Origin of the sequence: Neobacillus drentensis (genome assembly GCF_036962125.1) — a bacterium.
Taxonomy (GTDB): Bacteria; Bacillota; Bacilli; order Bacillales; family Cytobacillaceae; genus Neobacillus; species Neobacillus drentensis_B.
Map to the genome: position 1 here is coordinate 1 of NZ_JBALOA010000036.1, position 17,812 is coordinate 17,812.

General features: G+C 37.4%; 17 protein-coding genes. 7 read left to right on the forward strand and 10 right to left on the reverse strand.

What is annotated here, in order from left to right; genetic code table 11:
• On the forward strand, positions 1–818 hold an 818-nt coding region (ald, locus tag V7121_RS22770; protein ID WP_335547980.1), incomplete at its 5' end, for an alanine dehydrogenase.
• A 61-nt stretch (positions 819–879) separates the two neighbouring features.
• Entirely contained in the window at positions 880–2,064 is a 1,185-nt protein-coding gene (gene alr, locus V7121_RS22775; RefSeq protein ID WP_335547981.1) for an alanine racemase, read from the forward strand.
• Positions 2,065–2,116: 52 nt separating this feature from the next.
• On the opposite strand, the gene V7121_RS22780 is transcribed toward alr, so the two are convergent.
• From V7121_RS22780 to V7121_RS22800, 5 genes are all read right to left on the reverse strand, one after another.
• Complete coding sequence (locus tag V7121_RS22780; protein ID WP_335493600.1) at positions 2,117–2,689, reverse strand: 5' nucleotidase, NT5C type; 573 nt, start codon at positions 2,687–2,689, stop codon at positions 2,117–2,119.
• The gene (gene ribD / locus V7121_RS22785; RefSeq protein WP_335547983.1) at positions 2,689–3,795 is read right to left on the reverse strand and encodes a bifunctional diaminohydroxyphosphoribosylaminopyrimidine deaminase/5-amino-6-(5-phosphoribosylamino)uracil reductase RibD; all 1,107 of its coding nucleotides are present in this window, start codon (positions 3,793–3,795) and stop codon (positions 2,689–2,691) included. Before ribD ends, V7121_RS22780 begins: the two co-directional genes overlap by 1 nt.
• Positions 3,788–4,540, reverse strand: a complete 753-nt coding sequence (locus V7121_RS22790) for a GTP cyclohydrolase II (protein ID WP_335493603.1) — start codon at positions 4,538–4,540, stop codon at positions 3,788–3,790. The genes ribD and V7121_RS22790 overlap by 8 nt, the downstream gene beginning before the upstream one ends.
• Positions 4,541–4,665: 125 nt before the next feature.
• A complete protein-coding gene (locus V7121_RS22795) occupies positions 4,666–6,081 on the reverse strand; it encodes a SpoVR family protein (RefSeq protein ID WP_335493604.1) in 1,416 nt (471 codons plus the stop codon).
• 90 nt (positions 6,082–6,171) lie between these two features.
• A complete protein-coding gene (locus V7121_RS22800) occupies positions 6,172–7,158 on the reverse strand; it encodes a M14 family zinc carboxypeptidase (protein ID WP_335547985.1) in 987 nt (328 codons plus the stop codon).
• Positions 7,159–7,307: 149 nt separating this feature from the next.
• Between V7121_RS22800 and V7121_RS22805 the strand changes: the two genes are divergently transcribed.
• The gene (locus tag V7121_RS22805; RefSeq protein ID WP_335547987.1) at positions 7,308–7,562 is read left to right on the forward strand and encodes a YhdB family protein; all 255 of its coding nucleotides are present in this window, start codon (positions 7,308–7,310) and stop codon (positions 7,560–7,562) included.
• 119 nt (positions 7,563–7,681) lie between these two features.
• Here V7121_RS22805 and V7121_RS22810 read toward each other — a convergent pair whose 3' ends face one another.
• The 3 genes from V7121_RS22810 to V7121_RS22820 all read right to left on the reverse strand — a co-directional run bounded on the left by V7121_RS22810 (position 7,682) and on the right by V7121_RS22820 (position 10,780).
• Positions 7,682–8,404, reverse strand: coding sequence for an SDR family oxidoreductase (locus V7121_RS22810; RefSeq protein WP_335493607.1), 723 nt, complete (start codon positions 8,402–8,404; stop codon positions 7,682–7,684).
• Between the two features lie 47 nt (positions 8,405–8,451).
• A complete protein-coding gene (locus V7121_RS22815; RefSeq protein WP_335547989.1) occupies positions 8,452–10,194 on the reverse strand; it encodes a phospho-sugar mutase in 1,743 nt (580 codons plus the stop codon).
• A 199-nt stretch (positions 10,195–10,393) separates the two neighbouring features.
• Entirely contained in the window at positions 10,394–10,780 is a 387-nt protein-coding gene (locus tag V7121_RS22820) for a YhcU family protein (protein ID WP_335493611.1), read from the reverse strand.
• A 107-nt stretch (positions 10,781–10,887) separates the two neighbouring features.
• Between V7121_RS22820 and V7121_RS22825 the strand changes: the two genes are divergently transcribed.
• Positions 10,888–11,811, forward strand: a complete 924-nt coding sequence (locus V7121_RS22825; RefSeq protein ID WP_335547991.1) for an RluA family pseudouridine synthase — start codon at positions 10,888–10,890, stop codon at positions 11,809–11,811.
• A gap of 59 nt (positions 11,812–11,870) precedes the next feature.
• Here V7121_RS22825 and V7121_RS22830 read toward each other — a convergent pair whose 3' ends face one another.
• Positions 11,871–12,128: a GlsB/YeaQ/YmgE family stress response membrane protein gene (locus V7121_RS22830; protein WP_335493613.1), complete on the reverse strand. Its 258-nt coding sequence runs from the start codon at positions 12,126–12,128 to the stop codon at positions 11,871–11,873.
• 326 nt (positions 12,129–12,454) lie between these two features.
• Between V7121_RS22830 and V7121_RS22835 the strand changes: the two genes are divergently transcribed.
• The 3 genes from V7121_RS22835 to V7121_RS22845 all read left to right on the forward strand — a co-directional run bounded on the left by V7121_RS22835 (position 12,455) and on the right by V7121_RS22845 (position 14,812).
• Positions 12,455–13,072, forward strand: coding sequence for a DUF47 domain-containing protein (locus V7121_RS22835; RefSeq protein ID WP_335547993.1), 618 nt, complete (start codon positions 12,455–12,457; stop codon positions 13,070–13,072).
• 12 nt (positions 13,073–13,084) lie between these two features.
• Positions 13,085–14,092: an inorganic phosphate transporter gene (locus tag V7121_RS22840; protein WP_335547995.1), complete on the forward strand. Its 1,008-nt coding sequence runs from the start codon at positions 13,085–13,087 to the stop codon at positions 14,090–14,092.
• A gap of 132 nt (positions 14,093–14,224) precedes the next feature.
• Positions 14,225–14,812, forward strand: coding sequence for a YitT family protein (locus V7121_RS22845; protein WP_335547997.1), 588 nt, complete (start codon positions 14,225–14,227; stop codon positions 14,810–14,812).
• 52 nt (positions 14,813–14,864) lie between these two features.
• Here V7121_RS22845 and V7121_RS22850 read toward each other — a convergent pair.
• A partial coding sequence (locus V7121_RS22850; protein WP_335547998.1) for a hypothetical protein occupies positions 14,865–17,812 on the reverse strand: 2,948 nt, incomplete at its 5' end.

Below are 17,812 nucleotides of genomic sequence, written 5' to 3' on the forward strand. Positions count from 1 at the left end.
CACTTAAAGATAAAGGGGTCATCGCTGTTGCTTATGAAACAGTAGCTGTGAACAGAACTCTGCCGCTGCTTACACCAATGAGTGAAGTGGCCGGACGTATGGCTGCTCAAATTGGCGCACAGTTCTTACAAAAAAATAATGGCGGACTTGGCATTCTTCTTGCAGGCGTTCCAGGAGTTAACCGCGGAAAAGTTACGATTGTCGGCGGAGGGATTGTTGGAACCAATGCAGCTAAAATGGCCATCGGTTTAGGAGCTGACGTGACAATTATTGACCTAAGTGCTGACCGTCTTCGTCAGTTAGATGATATCTTTGGCAACCAAATCAAAACTTTAATGTCAAATCCTTTCAATATCGCAGAAGCGGTGGCAGAAGCGGACCTTCTTATCGGTGCAGTATTAATCCCAGGTGCAAAAGCTCCTAAATTGATCACCGAAGAAATGGTTAAATCAATGAAACCAGGTTCTGTAATTGTCGATGTAGCCATTGACCAAGGTGGAATTGTAGAAACAATCGATCATGTAACAACACATGATAACCCAACTTTTATCAAACATGGGGTTGTTCACTATTCTGTTGCTAATATGCCTGGTGCGGTTCCAAGAACGTCAACTATCGCCCTAACAAATGTTACAGTTCCATATGCATTGCAAATCGCTAATAAAGGGGTTTTCAAAGCCATTTCTGAAAATGCTGCTTTAAATCTTGGCGTGAACGTTGCCAACGGAGAAATCACCTATGAAGCAGTAGCAAAAGATCTTGGATATAATTATGTAACAGTAGAAAAGGCGTTAGAAAAAGAACTTTCTGTTATCTAATAGCTGTTTAATCCCCTCAAGAAACTTTTGAGGGGATTTTGATTAAAGGGGGCTGGTTTTCTTGCATCAATTGAGTTTCCGCGATACATGGGTAGAAATATCACTAGATGATGTTAAAGATAATTTTCTTCAATTTAGACAGTTTGTCTCCCCTCAGGTTAAAATCATGGCAGTAGTTAAAGCAGATGGGTACGGACACGGGGCCAGTGAAATAGCAAAGATTGCAACGGAAGCTGGTGCAAATTATTTAGCTGTTGCCATCGTTGATGAAGCGATCAAACTTAGACTATCTGGTATAACTCAACCCATTCTCGTCCTTGGGTATACCCCAACACGTTCCGTTAGGGCTGCCGTGGTCGAAAATATTACTTTAACCATTTTTGACCACGAAGTATTGGATGAGGTCATTATGCAATCGAATATCTTAGGTAAAACGGCTTCCATTCACTTAAAAGTTGACACAGGAATGTCCAGGATTGGGGTTACTTCTAGCGATGATGCATTAATTCTTGCTGAAAAAGCAAGGAGCGCACAATATGTTTATCTTGAAGGAATCTTTACTCACTTTGCAAACGCAGATAACATAAATAGCACTCTTACCTATTCACAGTTTAATAAATTCCAATCCATCATCGAATATTTAGAAAACTGTGGTATTAATATCCCTATCAAGCATTGCTGCAACAGTGCAGCAACCATGAGATTTCCGGAAATGCATCTGGATATGGTTCGAATTGGGGTCGCCCTCTATGGGTTATATCCAGATGCTTCGTTACAAAAGCATTTCATTCAGCTAAAGCAGGCAATGACCTTCAAAACGCGGATTGCAGCAGTCAAAAAAGTTGATGCTTCACAAGCAGTTAGTTACGGGTCAACTTGGAAGCCAGAAAAAGAAAGCAGCATTGCTACCATTCCAGTTGGTTATGCTGATGGGCTTTCGCGCCATTTATCGAATCAGGGAAAAGTATTGGTGCATGGTAAAAAAGCAGCGATAACTGGGAGAGTTTGTATGGACCAAACGATGATAGATGTAACAGATCTAAACAGTTGCAAATCAGGTGATATAGTCACAATTTTTGGACATAACAGCTCTTCTTTTCAATCTGTTGATCAGATCGCGGAGTTAATGGGTACCATCAATTATGAAGTAGTCTGTTTAATTGGAAAAAGAGTTCCAAGAGGGTATATACTCAACGGAAAAATGATTGAACAAGTAGATTGGCTAAAGAATAAAATGTATTCCTAGTAAGAAAGAAAGGCAGCTTTTTTCAGCTGCCATTCTTCTTATGTTTATTCCCTTATTTCGCTTTCTCATTAATGATTTCTTCAAGCTCACTCCAATTTACGATTCGTGGGAAATTTGTATTTCGATTATAGGATTGATCCCGAAGAATTACTTTAATTGACTCATTTAATAATGTATTTAATATTTCTGGTTTATCATCAAAGTAATAATCGAGATGTAATGTTTTAATGATTTCTACCTTTTCATGATCCTGCATTCCATAAAAAAATCTCTCATCATGAACGGGAAAACCGTTTTCTTTTAACCAAACCTTGGTTCGCTCACCATGTTCCTTTGGTCTGGCAGTAATATAATATATTTCGTGTCCCTCTTTCTCTAACTGTTGTAAAGTCTCAACAGCACTAGGATAAGCTGGACATGATGTATAGTAAATTTCTTCTAAAGAACTTTTCCACATTTCTTTCCCTTGCTTATCTGATAATCCAAAGGGTTCATGGATTTCAACTCTTTGTAAATTATGAAAAACTTCAATAGGAACATTCTGGTTCAACTTCCGATTATATATTGTAAAGGCATGCTCTCGTAAGTTTATTAACGTGTCATCAATATCGAAACCAAATTTCATTATAAGCTTCCCTCTTTTAAGTAACTTGGGTATCCAATAAATTTAAAGTCCCTTCCAATTTTAACGATTGATGTATCTACTAAATCGACTGCATCCGCCATTTTCTCCATTCCTGTCCCTTCAAGGAATGTTGGTGCATTCTTGCCACCAATTAATTTTGGTGCAAAATAGAGAATAACTTTATCAATACATTGATTTTCTAGGAAGGTGGCATTAATGGTCCCCCCTCCTTCAATTAATACCGAAGCGACTAGCTTCTCTCCTAATATTTGCATAACTTCTTTAGGATCAACTTTTTCCGCCCTAGTCGTGGCAAAGACTTTCAAACCTAACGACTTTAATGTTTGTTCTTTATCTTTGTCATAGTTTTTACTGGTAAAAATCCACGTTTCTGCAAGGTGATCAGTAACCACTTTAGACTCTAATGGAATTTTTAAAGTAGAATCAAGAATAACTCGAATGGGATTTCGGCCATTTGGAATTCTCGCCGTTAATTCAGGATTATCTTCAATAACCGTATTTACTCCTACTAGAATTGCCATATTTTCATTTCGAAGATGGTGGACATCGGTCCTTGATTCAGCAGAAGTAATCCACTTACTATTTGATGCGTAGGTCGCAATTTTTCCGTCTAACGTCACACCTGATTTTAAAGTGACAAATGGCAGTTTCTCGACAATAAATTTATTGAATACTTCATTCATTTGTTGGGATTCCTTTTCAAGGACACCAATTAACACTTCAATTCCAGCATCTTTAAGTATTTTGACTCCATTACCCGCTACAACAGGATTTGGGTCAAGCGTTGCAATAACCACTTTTTTAATCCCCGCCTCAACGATGGCGACAGCACAAGGGCCTGTCCTGCCATAGTGGGAACATGGTTCTAATGTAACATAGATGGTCCCGCCCCTTGCCGCTTCACCAGCCATTCTAAGTGCGTGTATCTCAGCATGGGGCTCTCCTGCTTTTAGATGTGCACCGATTCCGACCACGCGGCTATGATTTACAATTACGGCTCCAACCAAAGGATTTGGGTCTGTTTGGCCTTTCATGGCTTTGGCATTTTTTAATGCAAGATCCATATAGAACTCATGATTAGTCATTTGGACAAGTCTCCTTATCTTTTAAATGACCGGAACGGTTTATTTTTGTCTGCAGGTATTTTTCGTTATACTCGGATACATCGCCCCACAAAGGCTGACGACCTGAAACCTCTAAACCAGCATTTTTTAAGGCTGCTAATTTTTTGGGATTGTTAGTCATGAGTGTTACAGGCTTGGAGCGTAATGCTTTAAGGACTAGAATTGCATCTCCATAATTTCGTGAATCATCGACAAAACCAAGACCTTCATTGGCTTCAACTGTATCATAGCCATTTTCTTGGAGAACATAAGCCATTGCTTTACTAAATAAACCGATTCCTCTTCCTTCATGGTTAGCAAGATAAAATAATGCTCCTGTGCCATGGTCGGAGATCATCTTCATTGACTTTTTTAATTGGAAGCCACAATCACAGCGCTTGCTGCCAAAGATATCGCCTGTATGACAAATCGAGTGCATCCTAATGATTGCATCCTCACCATACTCAAAGTCCCCGTATACTAAGACACTCGATTGTTGATACTCAGCTAAATTTGCTGATGATAATTTCTCAATAATTCTTTCAAAATCCTCGGTTACTTCATCACAATTCAACCAACAATACCATTTAAAAACAACGGTTTCGCCGTATAAATTAACAGGAAGTCGGATGGGGCCAACTAAATAGATAGCCCCTTTTTCTGTTTTTATTAATTGAATTTTATCCTCTAAAACAGACAGAACTTTCGTGCTCAGTGTTTGTTTCATTTTCTTATCCCCTTTTAAGCATATTGTTTACGACTATATATAAACCACTCCTGAAATGTTTTTCCACCCCTTATTCTGTCCAAATAAAATAGGCTATCTTGATAGTACAAGATAGCCTAACGGAATTACAAATATTTGCGATGCACGCCTTTACCGTCATAAGAGAATAACATTCTTCTTTCTTCAATCATCGATTCGATATGAACGGGTCTGCCCCAAAGCTGCTGGATATACGGTAGCACTTTTTCTAGATATTTAACATCCAGTTCCACACCTTCATACCAGTGTTTTAAATAAAGTTCCCCATTTTTCAAATAATCTCCATCGTTAACCGTAATGTAAGGGAAGCCCCCATTGACACGCATATTTACAAGCTGGTCACGAACCTGCTCCCACTGTTTATCAACAATTTTATAGTCTCTCCCTTGTTTCTGGAAAAGATACATATCCTCACGCATGACTAAATCCTTATTTAAATAATTCCGCAGGAAGGAAATATCAGATTCGACTTCTCTGACCTCAAATATCTTTTCACGTCCAGATCCTGGAACTACTCCTCTTCGCTTCATCTCTTCAGTTGGATTATTGTATCGCTCTTCAATATCCTCGAAAATTTTAATTCCTAAGTAATATGGATTAATTCCCGTTTTGGAAGGCTGCACCACTCCTGCATTTAATTTAGCAAATTCAATAGCCTCGCCACTTGTTAAATCCATTTCTCTTAGAATTCGTTGGTGCCAAAAGGAGGCCCAGCCTTCATTCATAATTTTTGTTTCCAGCTGCGGCCAGAAGTAAAGCATTTCTTCCCGCATCATGGTCAAGATATCTCGTTGCCATTCGGTTAACTCTCTGCTGTAGGTTTCAATAAATAATAATAAATCTTTCTCCGGCCTTGGAGGAAACTTCCTTTTACGTGGTTGACTCGTTTCTTTTTTATCCTTTTCATCCAAGCCCCACAAGTCATCGTATGGAGTTGCAGCTTGAACTTCAAGTCCCTCCTCTTCCTCGTCGTCTCCAATAGACCATGATAACTTTGGTCTCATCAGTGATGGGTCAATATGTTCATCGATAGCTAATACCGCGTCAAGGAAAGTTTCAACCTCCTTTTTACCGTATAGGATTTCATATTGATGGATTCTTTCAGCCGTAGCCGCCATACTTTCAACCATATCGCGCTTAGTATTTTGAAAACGAACATTATTCTTAAAAAAATCACAGTGTGCTAAAACATGTGCCACTATTAACTTATTTTGAATAAGGGTGTTAGAGTCAAGCAAAAAAGCATAGCATGGATTTGAATTGATAACTAATTCATAAATTTTACTGAGTCCTAAATCATAATGAAGTTTCATTTTGTGAAATTGCTTTCCAAAGCTCCAATGTGAAAATCGGGTTGGCATTCCATAGGCCCCAAATGTATAAATAATTTCAGCAGGACAGATTTCATAACGCATTGGGTAAAAATCCAAACCAAACCCAGTTGCGATTTCAGTAATTTCACTGATTGCATATTCCAGTGAATTACGACCTTCCACATTCATTAGCCATTCCCCCTTTTCCTCTTACCACAATGTATGAAGTAAAAAGAAGAATGATGAAACAAGATAGAAAAAACAATAGGATAAATGCCTTTATTCATGGAATTTTTTAGCTTCAGCAGCTAGTTTCAAACCTACTTTACTATTTCTTTTCCATTCGTTTTTAAAAATAGACAGAGGTGGATTGGTTTCGCCCACTAAGTAACTAATTTCAATGGTAAGCGCCGGCCTGTGATACATAGTGATAAACCAATCAGTAAAGCCGCCACCTGTAGCGTTTCTTTCTGGCAGTGCTAATTTATATCCGGTTAATTTCGAGATTTTTTTAGCAATATGTTGATCACGTTTTATATTTTTCCCGTTTTTATAGTTCCAATAAATTTCTCTCCCTGCAGTATGATAAGCTACTGCAATTGTAGGGTTTATTTCCTTAATAAAGTTCGTTAAGTATATAACTTCTTTCGCTTCTAATGGTTTTTCTCCTTTGTAAAATTGATACCAAGGGGAAGAAGGCGTTTCATTGAGACTTTTCCATCCCGCCGGATATTGCCGATTTAGGTCAATTCCCATCCCATTAGCCTTCCAGCGCTCAAAATGATTTGACCCATCATTCATCATATACAACAGTCTTTGATGTGCTGACGGAAAACGACTAAGATCTTTCTGTTGAATGGTCACACCATCCGGATTCAACATCGGAACAAACCAAATGGAAACATCATTGAGTATTTGATTGGATTTAAACCCGAAGAAATTTCTTTCATTATATGTAGCCGCATAAGACTCGAGCATTTTCATTAACATAAGGCTCGTCATCCATTCCCTTCCATGATGCGATCCAATTAGAACAATATTCTTTTTTCCTTTTCCAAGCTTGATGGCCCAAATATCACGGCCAAAATGAGAGGTACCAATTGATTTTACTTTTACTTTTTCTTTATATTTTTTATTTATGGCTGAAAGATCATTTTCTAATATTTCGTAGCTATAAGGTTTATTGGCATTAACGATTTTTGCAGTTGCTGTAAATTCCTGTTGAAATATTAAACAGATGATAAAAGAAATAATAATTTTAGCCACATGACCTCCACCTTTGTTCAATCTAAAATAATATATACAGGTAAATGTTGAAAATCGCGTCAGCAATGGGTGTCCAGTATTTTCTGCGAAACTTATCGTGAAAATATCATACAATAATCTCAACTCCTAATAAGGAGGAGATAAAATAAATGAATAAAATGGATTATGATCGAGCGTTATATTACACGCATCGTTCTGAATGGGACAATCTGTTAATTTTAATGGTACGAACCAAGGACCAATTTTTATCGAAAAGAATTGAACAATTCCTGCATGCCTACAATTTTGAACGTGAATACTCTGTAATCGAAACAAAACTATATAACCTCCTTCGTTACATTGACCATGCGAACGAAACCGTAGAACCTGACCCTAATGAGATACCGATGTATAGTCTTTCCTAAAATAACAAGTGAATACCATCTGATTGAGAAACCTGAAATAAACCGGACCAAAGAATTCCACCACCAAAAAACACGGCTCCCTATGGGGGCCGTGTTTTAAAGTCAAAGATATTTTCAATTTACGCGATTGGATATTGTTGTGCAAATGGATGTAAAATAATTTCGTCTATCATCATATATTTTGGAGCTGACGCCATATATACTACTGCATTCGCAATATCTTCCACCTTAAGCCAATCCTTTTTCTCTGGCAAGCCTTGCGTAGATTCCGCAAAATACGTATCCACCATACCTGGATTAACGGTACCTACACGAATTCCGTATTCACGAACTTCTTGAGCCACTGACCCCGAAAATCCTTGGACAGCATATTTTGTTGCTGTATATGCTGCACCATTTGGAATAGTGTAACGGGCTACGTCAGAAGAAATGTTAATAATTGTTCCTGCTTTCCTTTTTTTCATATGAGGCAGCACGGCCTTTGTGGCTAAGAATACACCTTGTACATTAACTTCAAATACTTTCTTCCATTCTTCCAAGGAAACCTCTTCGGTTAATTTAAAGAAGCCTACCCCTGCATTGTTAACCAGGAGATCAACAGAACCGTAAGTTTCAATGGTCTTATCAACAACGGCAATCATATCCTCTTCTTTCGTGACATCCGCTTGAACTGGGAGTACATTGGGATAGCCCATTATCTTAAGTTCTTCAGCAGTTTCTGCTATTTGTGAGGAACTCCCAACAATCGTTAATTTCATTCCTTGTTCGGCTAGTTTTTTAGCGATTTCTTTGCCAATCCCTCTTGAACTACCAGTAACTATAGCAATTTCGTCTTTAAGCATGGTTATCTTCCTTTCATGATGAGGTTCGTGATGGTATAAAAAATGAATTATATTTCTTGAACAAGTTTCATTTTATGGTCAACCAACGCCATAAAAGCATTTTCAATGGCATTTAGTTTTGTTTTGCTTTCTTCTAAACTTTTGCTATTCACACCAAAATAGAATTTAACCTTTGGCTCCGTACCAGATGGGCGTAAACAAACCCATGAACCATCCTCGAAAGTATATTTTAAAACGTTCGATTTTGGTAAATCAATAGTTTCTTCACCCTGATCTGTTACACGGGTGCTTGTTAAAAAATCTTCTGCAGTAGCTGCAGTCAACGACCCAAGGCTGGTGATTGGCTCCGCTCGGAACGATGCCAATAACTGTTGAATCGTCTCTGCCCCTTCCTTACCTTTTAAGGTTAACGAACGAAGGCCTTCTTGGTAATATCCATACTTTTCGAATACTTGCATTAATCCATCATATAAGGACATACCCTGTTTCTTATAAAAAGCACAAACTTCCGTTGCTAGAAGTGCAGCCTGAACAGCATCTTTATCGCGTGCGAAATCACCAATTAAGTATCCGTAGGATTCCTCATAGCCAAATAAAAATTTATGATTGCCTGATGCCTCATATTGATTGATTTTTTCGGCAATAAATTTAAACCCAGTTAAAACGTCTACAGTTTCTAATTGATAGGATTCCGCAATTTTCCTGCCAATTTCAGATGTAACGATGGTTTTTAAAATAACTCCATTTTCTGGCAGTGTTCCTTTTTCTTTCTTTTGAGTGAGAATATAATCAAGTAATAAGGCACCTGTTTGATTACCGGTGAGAACAACATATTCCCCTTCAGGATTTAGTACAGCAATTCCTAAACGGTCTGCATCAGGGTCTGTTGCAATAAGCAGGTCTGCCCCAATTTTTTTTCCGTCACGAATGGCAAGTTCAAAGGCCGCATGCTCTTCTGGGTTGGGACTTTTTACTGTAGAAAATTCCGGATCGGGAAGTTCTTGTTCTTTGACGACTGTTACATTGTTATAGCCTAATGCAGCTAGTGCTTTCCTAACTGGCTTATTCGCTGTTCCATGCAGTGGAGTAAAAACAATTTTTAAGTCTGTTTCCTCAGCTAGATTGGGATTTTCCGATATCGTTTTTAACTTCTCCGTATATGCCTGGTCAATTTCTGCACCGATCGTTTTAATTAAACCCGAAGCTCTTAATTCTTCTTCACTATCCACTTCAATTAATAATTCGTTTTCAATCTCATCTACCTTAGCAATAACCTGGTCTGCTGCATCTGGCGGCAACTGGCCTCCATCAGAACCATATACTTTATAGCCGTTATATTCTGGAGGATTATGACTAGCGGTAATCACTATTCCAGAAAAAGCATTTAATTGTCTTAACGCAAAAGATAATTCAGGAGTAGGTCTTAGTTCATCAAAGACATATGTTTGAATACCTTGTGTTGCTAAAGTTTTCGCAGCCTCTAAGGCAAACTCTGGAGACTTATGACGGGAATCATAAGCAATGACAACGCCGCGTTGTTTCGCATCCAATCCATGGTTTTCTATGTATGCGGCTAATCCAGCTGAAGCTTTGCGAACAGTGTAAAGATTCATTCGGTTGGTACCAACGCCAATTTCTCCGCGCATACCTCCTGTACCAAATTCTAAATTTTTATAAAAGGCTTCTTCTAATTGTCTCTCATCGTTCAATAACTTTTTCAATTGATCTTGCAATTCTGCGTCCAAACCTTCAAATTCCAACCAGCTATTCGCTGTTTTTTTCCAGTCCATCGGGAATCCCTCCAAATTCTGTCTACAGTATATTGTTTCTAATTTTAACTGTGTTACTCCTTTAAAAACCTCCTGAAAAGAATCGACAATTTTCGAGCAACGGATTATCGATTAATTGATTTCCAATACTATATTACCTCAAAAGTAACTACGAATAGTAGAAAAAAATAAAAGCCTGCAATTGCAGACTTTTTCTTCTTTATACAAGCAATTCATTATCGGCTTTAGCATAAATACTTAGCATCGATGGTCTTAAACCTTTTGCCTGTTCAAAATGTTCATAGTTGAATGGAAAAAATAATCCAAATTCATTTAATGTCTCAACATTCTTATCAAATAGTAATGAATACTGGATATCAAGTTCAGCGGCTTCTAAAATAGAAATTAATGTTTGGATACTTGTCATAACCTGAAAGGCATCTTTTAATGTATTAAAATCTTCAGAAGCATGGAGAACTTTTAAATTCTCAAATTCACAAATCTCCTCATCTGTAAAATAGACAGGAAAAATATTGGAATAGATGTACCTCACCAGTCCGTTAATTTCTTCTTCTTGACTTGGTGTCGAGGCAAACACAATTTTCACTTGCAGCCCACCTTTGCCATCGCTTATTTCTATCGTATTATATATGATAAGAATAACATATCTAAGTCAGTAGTAACTGTGGTAATTATAACCTGAAGGAGAATTAGATGCTGAATATAATGCGATTGGGAGAATGGTTTCAATTAACAGTCCCTTTAGAATGGGAGGGTAAAACAGTTACGGGTATTTTCCGTGATGTCTGGGAAGCACCGAAAAAATTAACCCACACTTTTAGAATGGAGCAAAAAGTTTTAATAAATGGGGATCGCGCTAACTGGAATATACCGCTCGTCGAAGGTTCAAAACTTCAGATGAAACTATTTGAAGAAGAAATAATAGAAATTATCCCTAACTATATAGAAATAGACATTCTATTTGAGGACGACCATCTACTAATTATTAACAAACCGCCCTTTATGAATACCCATCCAAATGATCCAAATCGTGATCAAGATACACTTGTTAACGCAGTCCAATTTTATTTACAATCTAAGGGGGAAGATAGAAATATCCGCCAAGTTCACCGATTAGACCGCGATACATCAGGTGCTATTCTCTTTGCAAAGCATGCACTTGCAGGGGCAATAATGGACAATATGCTTCTTAAACGGAAAATGAAAAGAACTTACCTTGCTTTGGTACATGGGGTGGTTAAACCAAGAAAAGGAATAATTAATAAACCGATTGGCCGCGACCGCCATCACCCCACTAAAAGAAGGGTTTCACTGACGGGACAGGATGCAACTACCCATTACATAGTCGTGAAAGAAGACAAAGAAAAACAACAATCCTATTTAAAATGTTGGCTTGATACAGGAAGAACACATCAAATTAGGGTTCATTTAAGTTATTTGGGACATGCATTGATCGGGGATACGTTATATGGTGGAAAGCCCATTGTGAAAAGGCAAGCACTCCATGCAGCAAAGCTTGAATTCACTCATCCATTTACAGAGGAGTATATAGTATGCCATGCCCCATTTTTAGACAAACCAGTAATTTTTAAAGATATTGATATCTATTCCTTATAAAGACAAATGAGAAACCATAAAAAGCCTCCAGTTTTGGAGGCTTTTTAAATAGTAAAGAGTTATCTATCGGTTTTTCTAAAGGCTCGCATAATGAAGCTTAGCAGAAGGACCAAGACTGCTGATCCAATAATTGCAGGGATGATTGCAAAATCAGCTACATGCGGTCCCCAATTACCTAAAATCGCTGTTCCAAGCCACGCTCCTACAAACCCTGCAATGATATTGCCTATAATTCCGCCTGGTATATCTCTTCCAACGATAAGGCCTGCTAACCATCCAATAATCCCACCAATAATTAATGCCCAAATGAAACTCATTCAGAACACTCCTTTTTAGTTTTCAATTATTTGTCTCAGGCAGTAGTGGAAAAGTAACTTTTTTCATGCTACCTGTATCTATAAAGTACCCTATTTTCATTTTTATACTCTAAAGAGGAAAAATCTATCTATAAGATTTAAATACATAAATCCAATAAATTAGGCAAAAGTATAAAAGTATCTAGTCTTTATTAAACTATTCGAAAGATTCTAATGTTAAGTTTTTGTAAAGTTGTCAAAGATTTTATATCTTTTTTCGACATTCTTAAATAAAATTATTGAGTTGATGTACAATCTTGTTTAATAAAAATGGGGGTAAAACTTACATGGCATTTAAAAAAAATGACAAATTCTCAGTATTGCTTAGTAATATTTCAGTAAACTTAAAGGAAAGTGCCAATTTCTTTACTGAATACAAATTAAAGAATATCAGCGATTTAAAAATCTTTTCTGAGAAGATGAAGGATTATGAAACGAAAGGTGACAGCTTTGTTCATGAAATAATTAAAGAATTAAATGATACCTTCATCACGCCAATTGAGCGGGAAGACCTTCTACATCTTGCAATGAGTATGGATGATGTCCTCGATGGACTTGAAGGGTGTGCAGCGTTATTTGAAATGTACTCTATTACACATGCTGATGAATTCATGACCAAATTTGTTGATGCGATTCAGGGTAGTGTACATGAAATTGATAAGGCGGTTGCCTTGTTATCAAACAAGAAGTTACAACAAATTAGAGAACATGCAATTAAAATTAAAGATTTTGAATCAAACTGTGATAACATCTTACGTCAGTCCATTAAAAATTTATTTACAGTTGAAAAGGATCCAATTCGTATCATTCAATATAAAGAGATTTATGAGAATCTTGAAGATATAGCAGACTATTGTCAGTCCGTTGCCAATACTCTTGAAACCATTATTATGAAAAATGCTTAAGGGAGCAAAAAGATGAGTGTTGTATTAATCTTAACGATTTTAATTGTAGTTGGTGCTCTTGCATTTGATTTTATTAATGGTTTCCATGATACTGCAAATGCAATTGCCACCTCTGTATCGACTAAAGCGCTTAAACCACGCCAAGCGATTCTTCTTGCTGCGGTTATGAATTTTGTTGGTGCATTGACATTTACTGGAGTAGCCAAAACCATCTCAAAAGATATCGTTGATCCATTTTCTCTTACTGGTGGTCATACTGGATCGATCGTTATTTTTGCAGCCTTGCTTTCTGCAATTATTTGGAACTTACTTACATGGTATTATGGTATACCAAGTAGTTCTTCCCATGCAATTATCGGTTCGATTGCCGGTGCGGCTATTGCAGCAAAGGGCTTTAGCGTCATTAAATACGAAGGATTTTTAAAGATTCTTGAAGCTTTAGTCCTTTCTCCTATTTTAGCTTTCACTGTGGGATATATTATTTACAGTATTTTTAAGGTAAGTTTCAAAAACTTGAACTTAACTAAGACGAATCGGAACTTTCGTTTTATCCAAATTGCTACGGCAGCCTTGCAATCCTATTCACACGGAACGAACGATGCCCAAAAATCCATGGGTATAATCACGATGGCATTGTTAGCGAATGGTTATCTTCATACAGATGAAGTTCCTTTTTGGGTACAAGTCTCTTGTGCGATCGCTATGGGACTTGGTACTTCCATAGGCGGCTGGAAAATCATAAAAACGGTTGGTGGAAAAATAATGAAGATCCGTCCAATCAATGGTGTTGCAGCAGATATTACAGGTGCAGCAATCATTTTCGGGGCCACTTACATTCATTTACCGGTTAGTACAACCCATGTTATTTCATCAGGAATCCTGGGGGTAGGTGCTTCCCATCGCCTTAAAGGTGTAAAATGGGATACTGCTCAACGCATGTTGGTCACATGGGTAATTACTCTGCCAATAACGGCCATACTAGCAGGGCTCATTTACGTCATCCTTAATATCTTTTTTTAAAAGAAACAACCAGAAAATTTTCTGGTTGTTTTTTGATATCTTTTATTTCTACCTATTTTTTGTAGAAATCACTTCTAAATGAATGGGATCTTCATATTTTTATGATAGAGGACATGTTGTGGAGTGATGGTTATGAAGGAAAAAATCTCAGCGATGCTGCTTGGAAGTTTATTATTAAGTCTCGGAGTGAATGGATTTCTAGTCCCCTACCACCTTCTTGATGGCGGAGTCATCGGCTTAGGACTAATCATCCATTATTTTTACGGATGGCCGACTGGACTAAGTATTATTGTTTTAAGTCTTCCTTTATATGTTTTAGCATGGTTCTTTGAAAGGCGTTATTTCTACTATAGTCTGCATGGCCTAATTATCTCTTCCTTTTGTATCGATTTCCTGTCCTTTATCAATGGAAAAATTAATATCGGGATTTTGCCAAGCACCATCATCGGTGGATTACTTGTCGGTATTGGAATAGGTCTTATGCTTCGGTATGAGACCAGTACAGGAGGGACAGATTTATTGGCCCAATTGTTAACGAAATTCACCTCGATAAATATTGGAATCATCATCTTCCTAATAGATGGTCTAGTTATTACAAGCGGTATCCAGGTGGTCGGTTTAGAAAAGTTCTTTTATTCTCTTATCACAATCATTTGCGTAGGCTTGATGACAACCTTAACCGTTCGGGGTAAAAATGAAGAACATTTTCCATACTATTAACAAAATTTTTCACATTAAAGAAAACGCTGGCGGAGAGGCCAGCGTTCTTCCCTTAATTTGAACCTTCTTTTAGTTCTGTCATCCTATAGGTCTCTTTCATAATTCCATAAGACTTTTTCAACCGTTCATAAAAAGCAGGTTCCTCCCACTTCTTCCATTTATAGAAAATTGTATCGGCTTGACGAAGCTGATTTTTATTTGCTGTAGGAATTGTCTGAATGACTCTCCCATTTCCTGTAGTTACGATACCTAGCCGCATTCCGCTAGTTTCTACACTGCCTAACAAACCACTTTCCCATACATTCCCCATTACTTCCTTTAAACTAGGGTCTTTCACATTTAAAAGTTGCCATGGAATTCTTCCTTCAATTACTTTCTTGTCATCACTTATACTAATATCTGTTAATGAGTCAAAGTTTTTACTGCTGGGATTCGCATTCCCAAACTTCAGTTTTCCTGTCTCGTAACTCTCAAATGGAACAATCTCTTGGGTTTTCGGAATGGTTAATTTCTTATTTAGCGCAAGTCTAATTGGATGAAAGACGCCATTATTCTTTTCTTTTGCATACGGCTTTTCCTTAATCATTTTTAAGAGCTGAGCATATTGATAATAGAATGTATCGTAATAACTATCAACCAATATTCTCGATTGTTCTGGTCCTGTAATTTGGACTAAAAAATCGACCCCAAAGTCTGTATTCATCGACAGCTTTTCTTCTAATGGGATTTTTGTTTGGCCTTGTTGATTAATAGTATCCAGAAGTAAGAATGTTCCTTGGTTTCGAAAATCCACAGGTCGATTATATTTTAAAACGAAATAGACATAGCCATTATCAGAAGAAATCCTAACTTCTTTAACACTTGCCTTCTTATCTGAGAGATGGTAACTATTTTTTACCCCCGCTAAATCCCAATCCTGTGCGTTCCCATCCACAATGATTGCAGATTCCTTTTTACCCGGGTCAAACCCTAGTAAACCGAAGTGCTGTTCGTTGGTTTGTATGTTATTCCAATATGGCCTTCGGTCTGGATTATCAAAATCCATGGTATTCCAGGTTCGTTTAAACCATTCATCCTGCCAGGCAAAAACCAGCCCCCCCATATATCCTTCTGAAACAATTGATTCGTAAAGATGCTTATTAATAGTCCCTTGTTCTTTTTCTGAATGAAACCCTTGGTTCATCCCATAAACATTTTTATGTGTTAATCCCCTTGAAGCCGGTACTCCGAATTCAGCAACAAGGACTGGCATTTGATGAGCTGCGCGTAATTCATTCAAATAACCAGCATAATTGTTTTTCTTTCCAGCATAATCAACATAATTAAGGTATGACTTATCAAAGTTTAGAAAATCAGGATAATAAGGATAAATATGATACGATGCAAATAGACCTGATGAGAACTGCTTAGAAGCTTTAATATGGTTGGGGTTAACTGAAACCATATCTTCATTTTCAAGTGGTTCAAGTGGATGCTTCAGCATATCAGTTGTAACCCAATTCGTAAAACTCATCGAATGCTGCCATTGAAATTGTTTCGCTTCATAACCAGCAGCATAATCCATTAAACCTGCCAGCCAATTCTCAAAGGGATTTGCCCCTTCAGTGATAAAGTAATTTCCTTTAAGTTGGCTAACTTTCGAGTGTTTTTTATTTGTGTTAGTGACCATAGCAGGATCCCATTCAGTACCGATAATAAAACCTAGAACATACTTTGAAATATCGAATTTATATGTTCCTGACGCATGTCCAGGACGCTCTGGTATGATTGCTTTTCCGTGGATAATATCAATCATATTCTTTATTTCCAGTTTTGCATCATCTTCATTAACTTTAGCAAATGCATCTTGTGTATGAATGAGATTCTCTTCATTAACCCATGTGCCATGAAATAAGAAAAGAGGCTTTTTGGCGATTTTGTTATATTCGTAAAAGGCTTGATAAAATTGCGGCGGATGAAGCGTATAAATTCTAATCGCATTGGCATTCATCGCACCTATTTCTTTAAACCAACGAAAATATTCATCTTTTGTAATCGCTGTTTCACCAGGAAAGTAACCAGGTTTTCCAATCCCCATGTTTACACCCTTAATTAATAGATTCTCCCATTCCCCCCCCTTTTGAATCTGTATATATGTATCACCCGTTTTGCTGTTTGACTTTATCCCGTTTTTATCAACAATCTCCACTTTTTCTTGATGGGCTACATGCTGTAAACCATTTTTTAAGATATCTTTCATCATTGGCACATAGGTTTCCCAATAAAAAGAACCATTAGCTCCGATATTCTTTTTCCATGTATCGAATCCTTTTGTTTGATAAATCCCGGGAACCTCCGATTCATCTGCATAGTCTCCTGAAAAATAATAGGAGGAATATTTGGCATTCTGATGATAGATGACCGCCGGAGAATAAGTTGGAATCCCGTACCCTTTTAATTTGGCTTTTGCTTGGGTAGAGACCGGCAACTGATAGGCGGCCAGAATTTCATCCTCATCCTTGGCCGTAACAATATCGAACCAATAGGTATACTTACCATGGAGTGCTTTTGTAAAATGTTTTTTGCCTTGATTTGTTAATTGAAATAATAGCCCCTCATCTTTGATATCTTTCTCCTCAATGACAACGACATAATTGGTTTTACTGACAAAAATAAATCCATTGCCAGTAAAAGACCACTTTTTGTTTTGTTTCTCATAATTCTTTTTGACCCATTCTGGTACTTCCGTACTGTTAAGATCAGGAAAAAAACGCCCGATCCAACCGGACCATTCTACATTCAGTAAATTTGAGATTTCAGCTTTTGTTGATTCAGATGTGGGACTAGCAAACGTATTAAATTCCGCTATTAACGTTTTCCCCTTCGATTGGATTAGTTCCTTTTCAATTTGATTAACCTCACTGGATTTTAGTCCGCCATAAATTTTTGCAGAGTGTTTTCCCTGTGGATTTTGTCCGAAAAATTCCTGTTTATATACCCCATATTGATCGGTTAAATAGA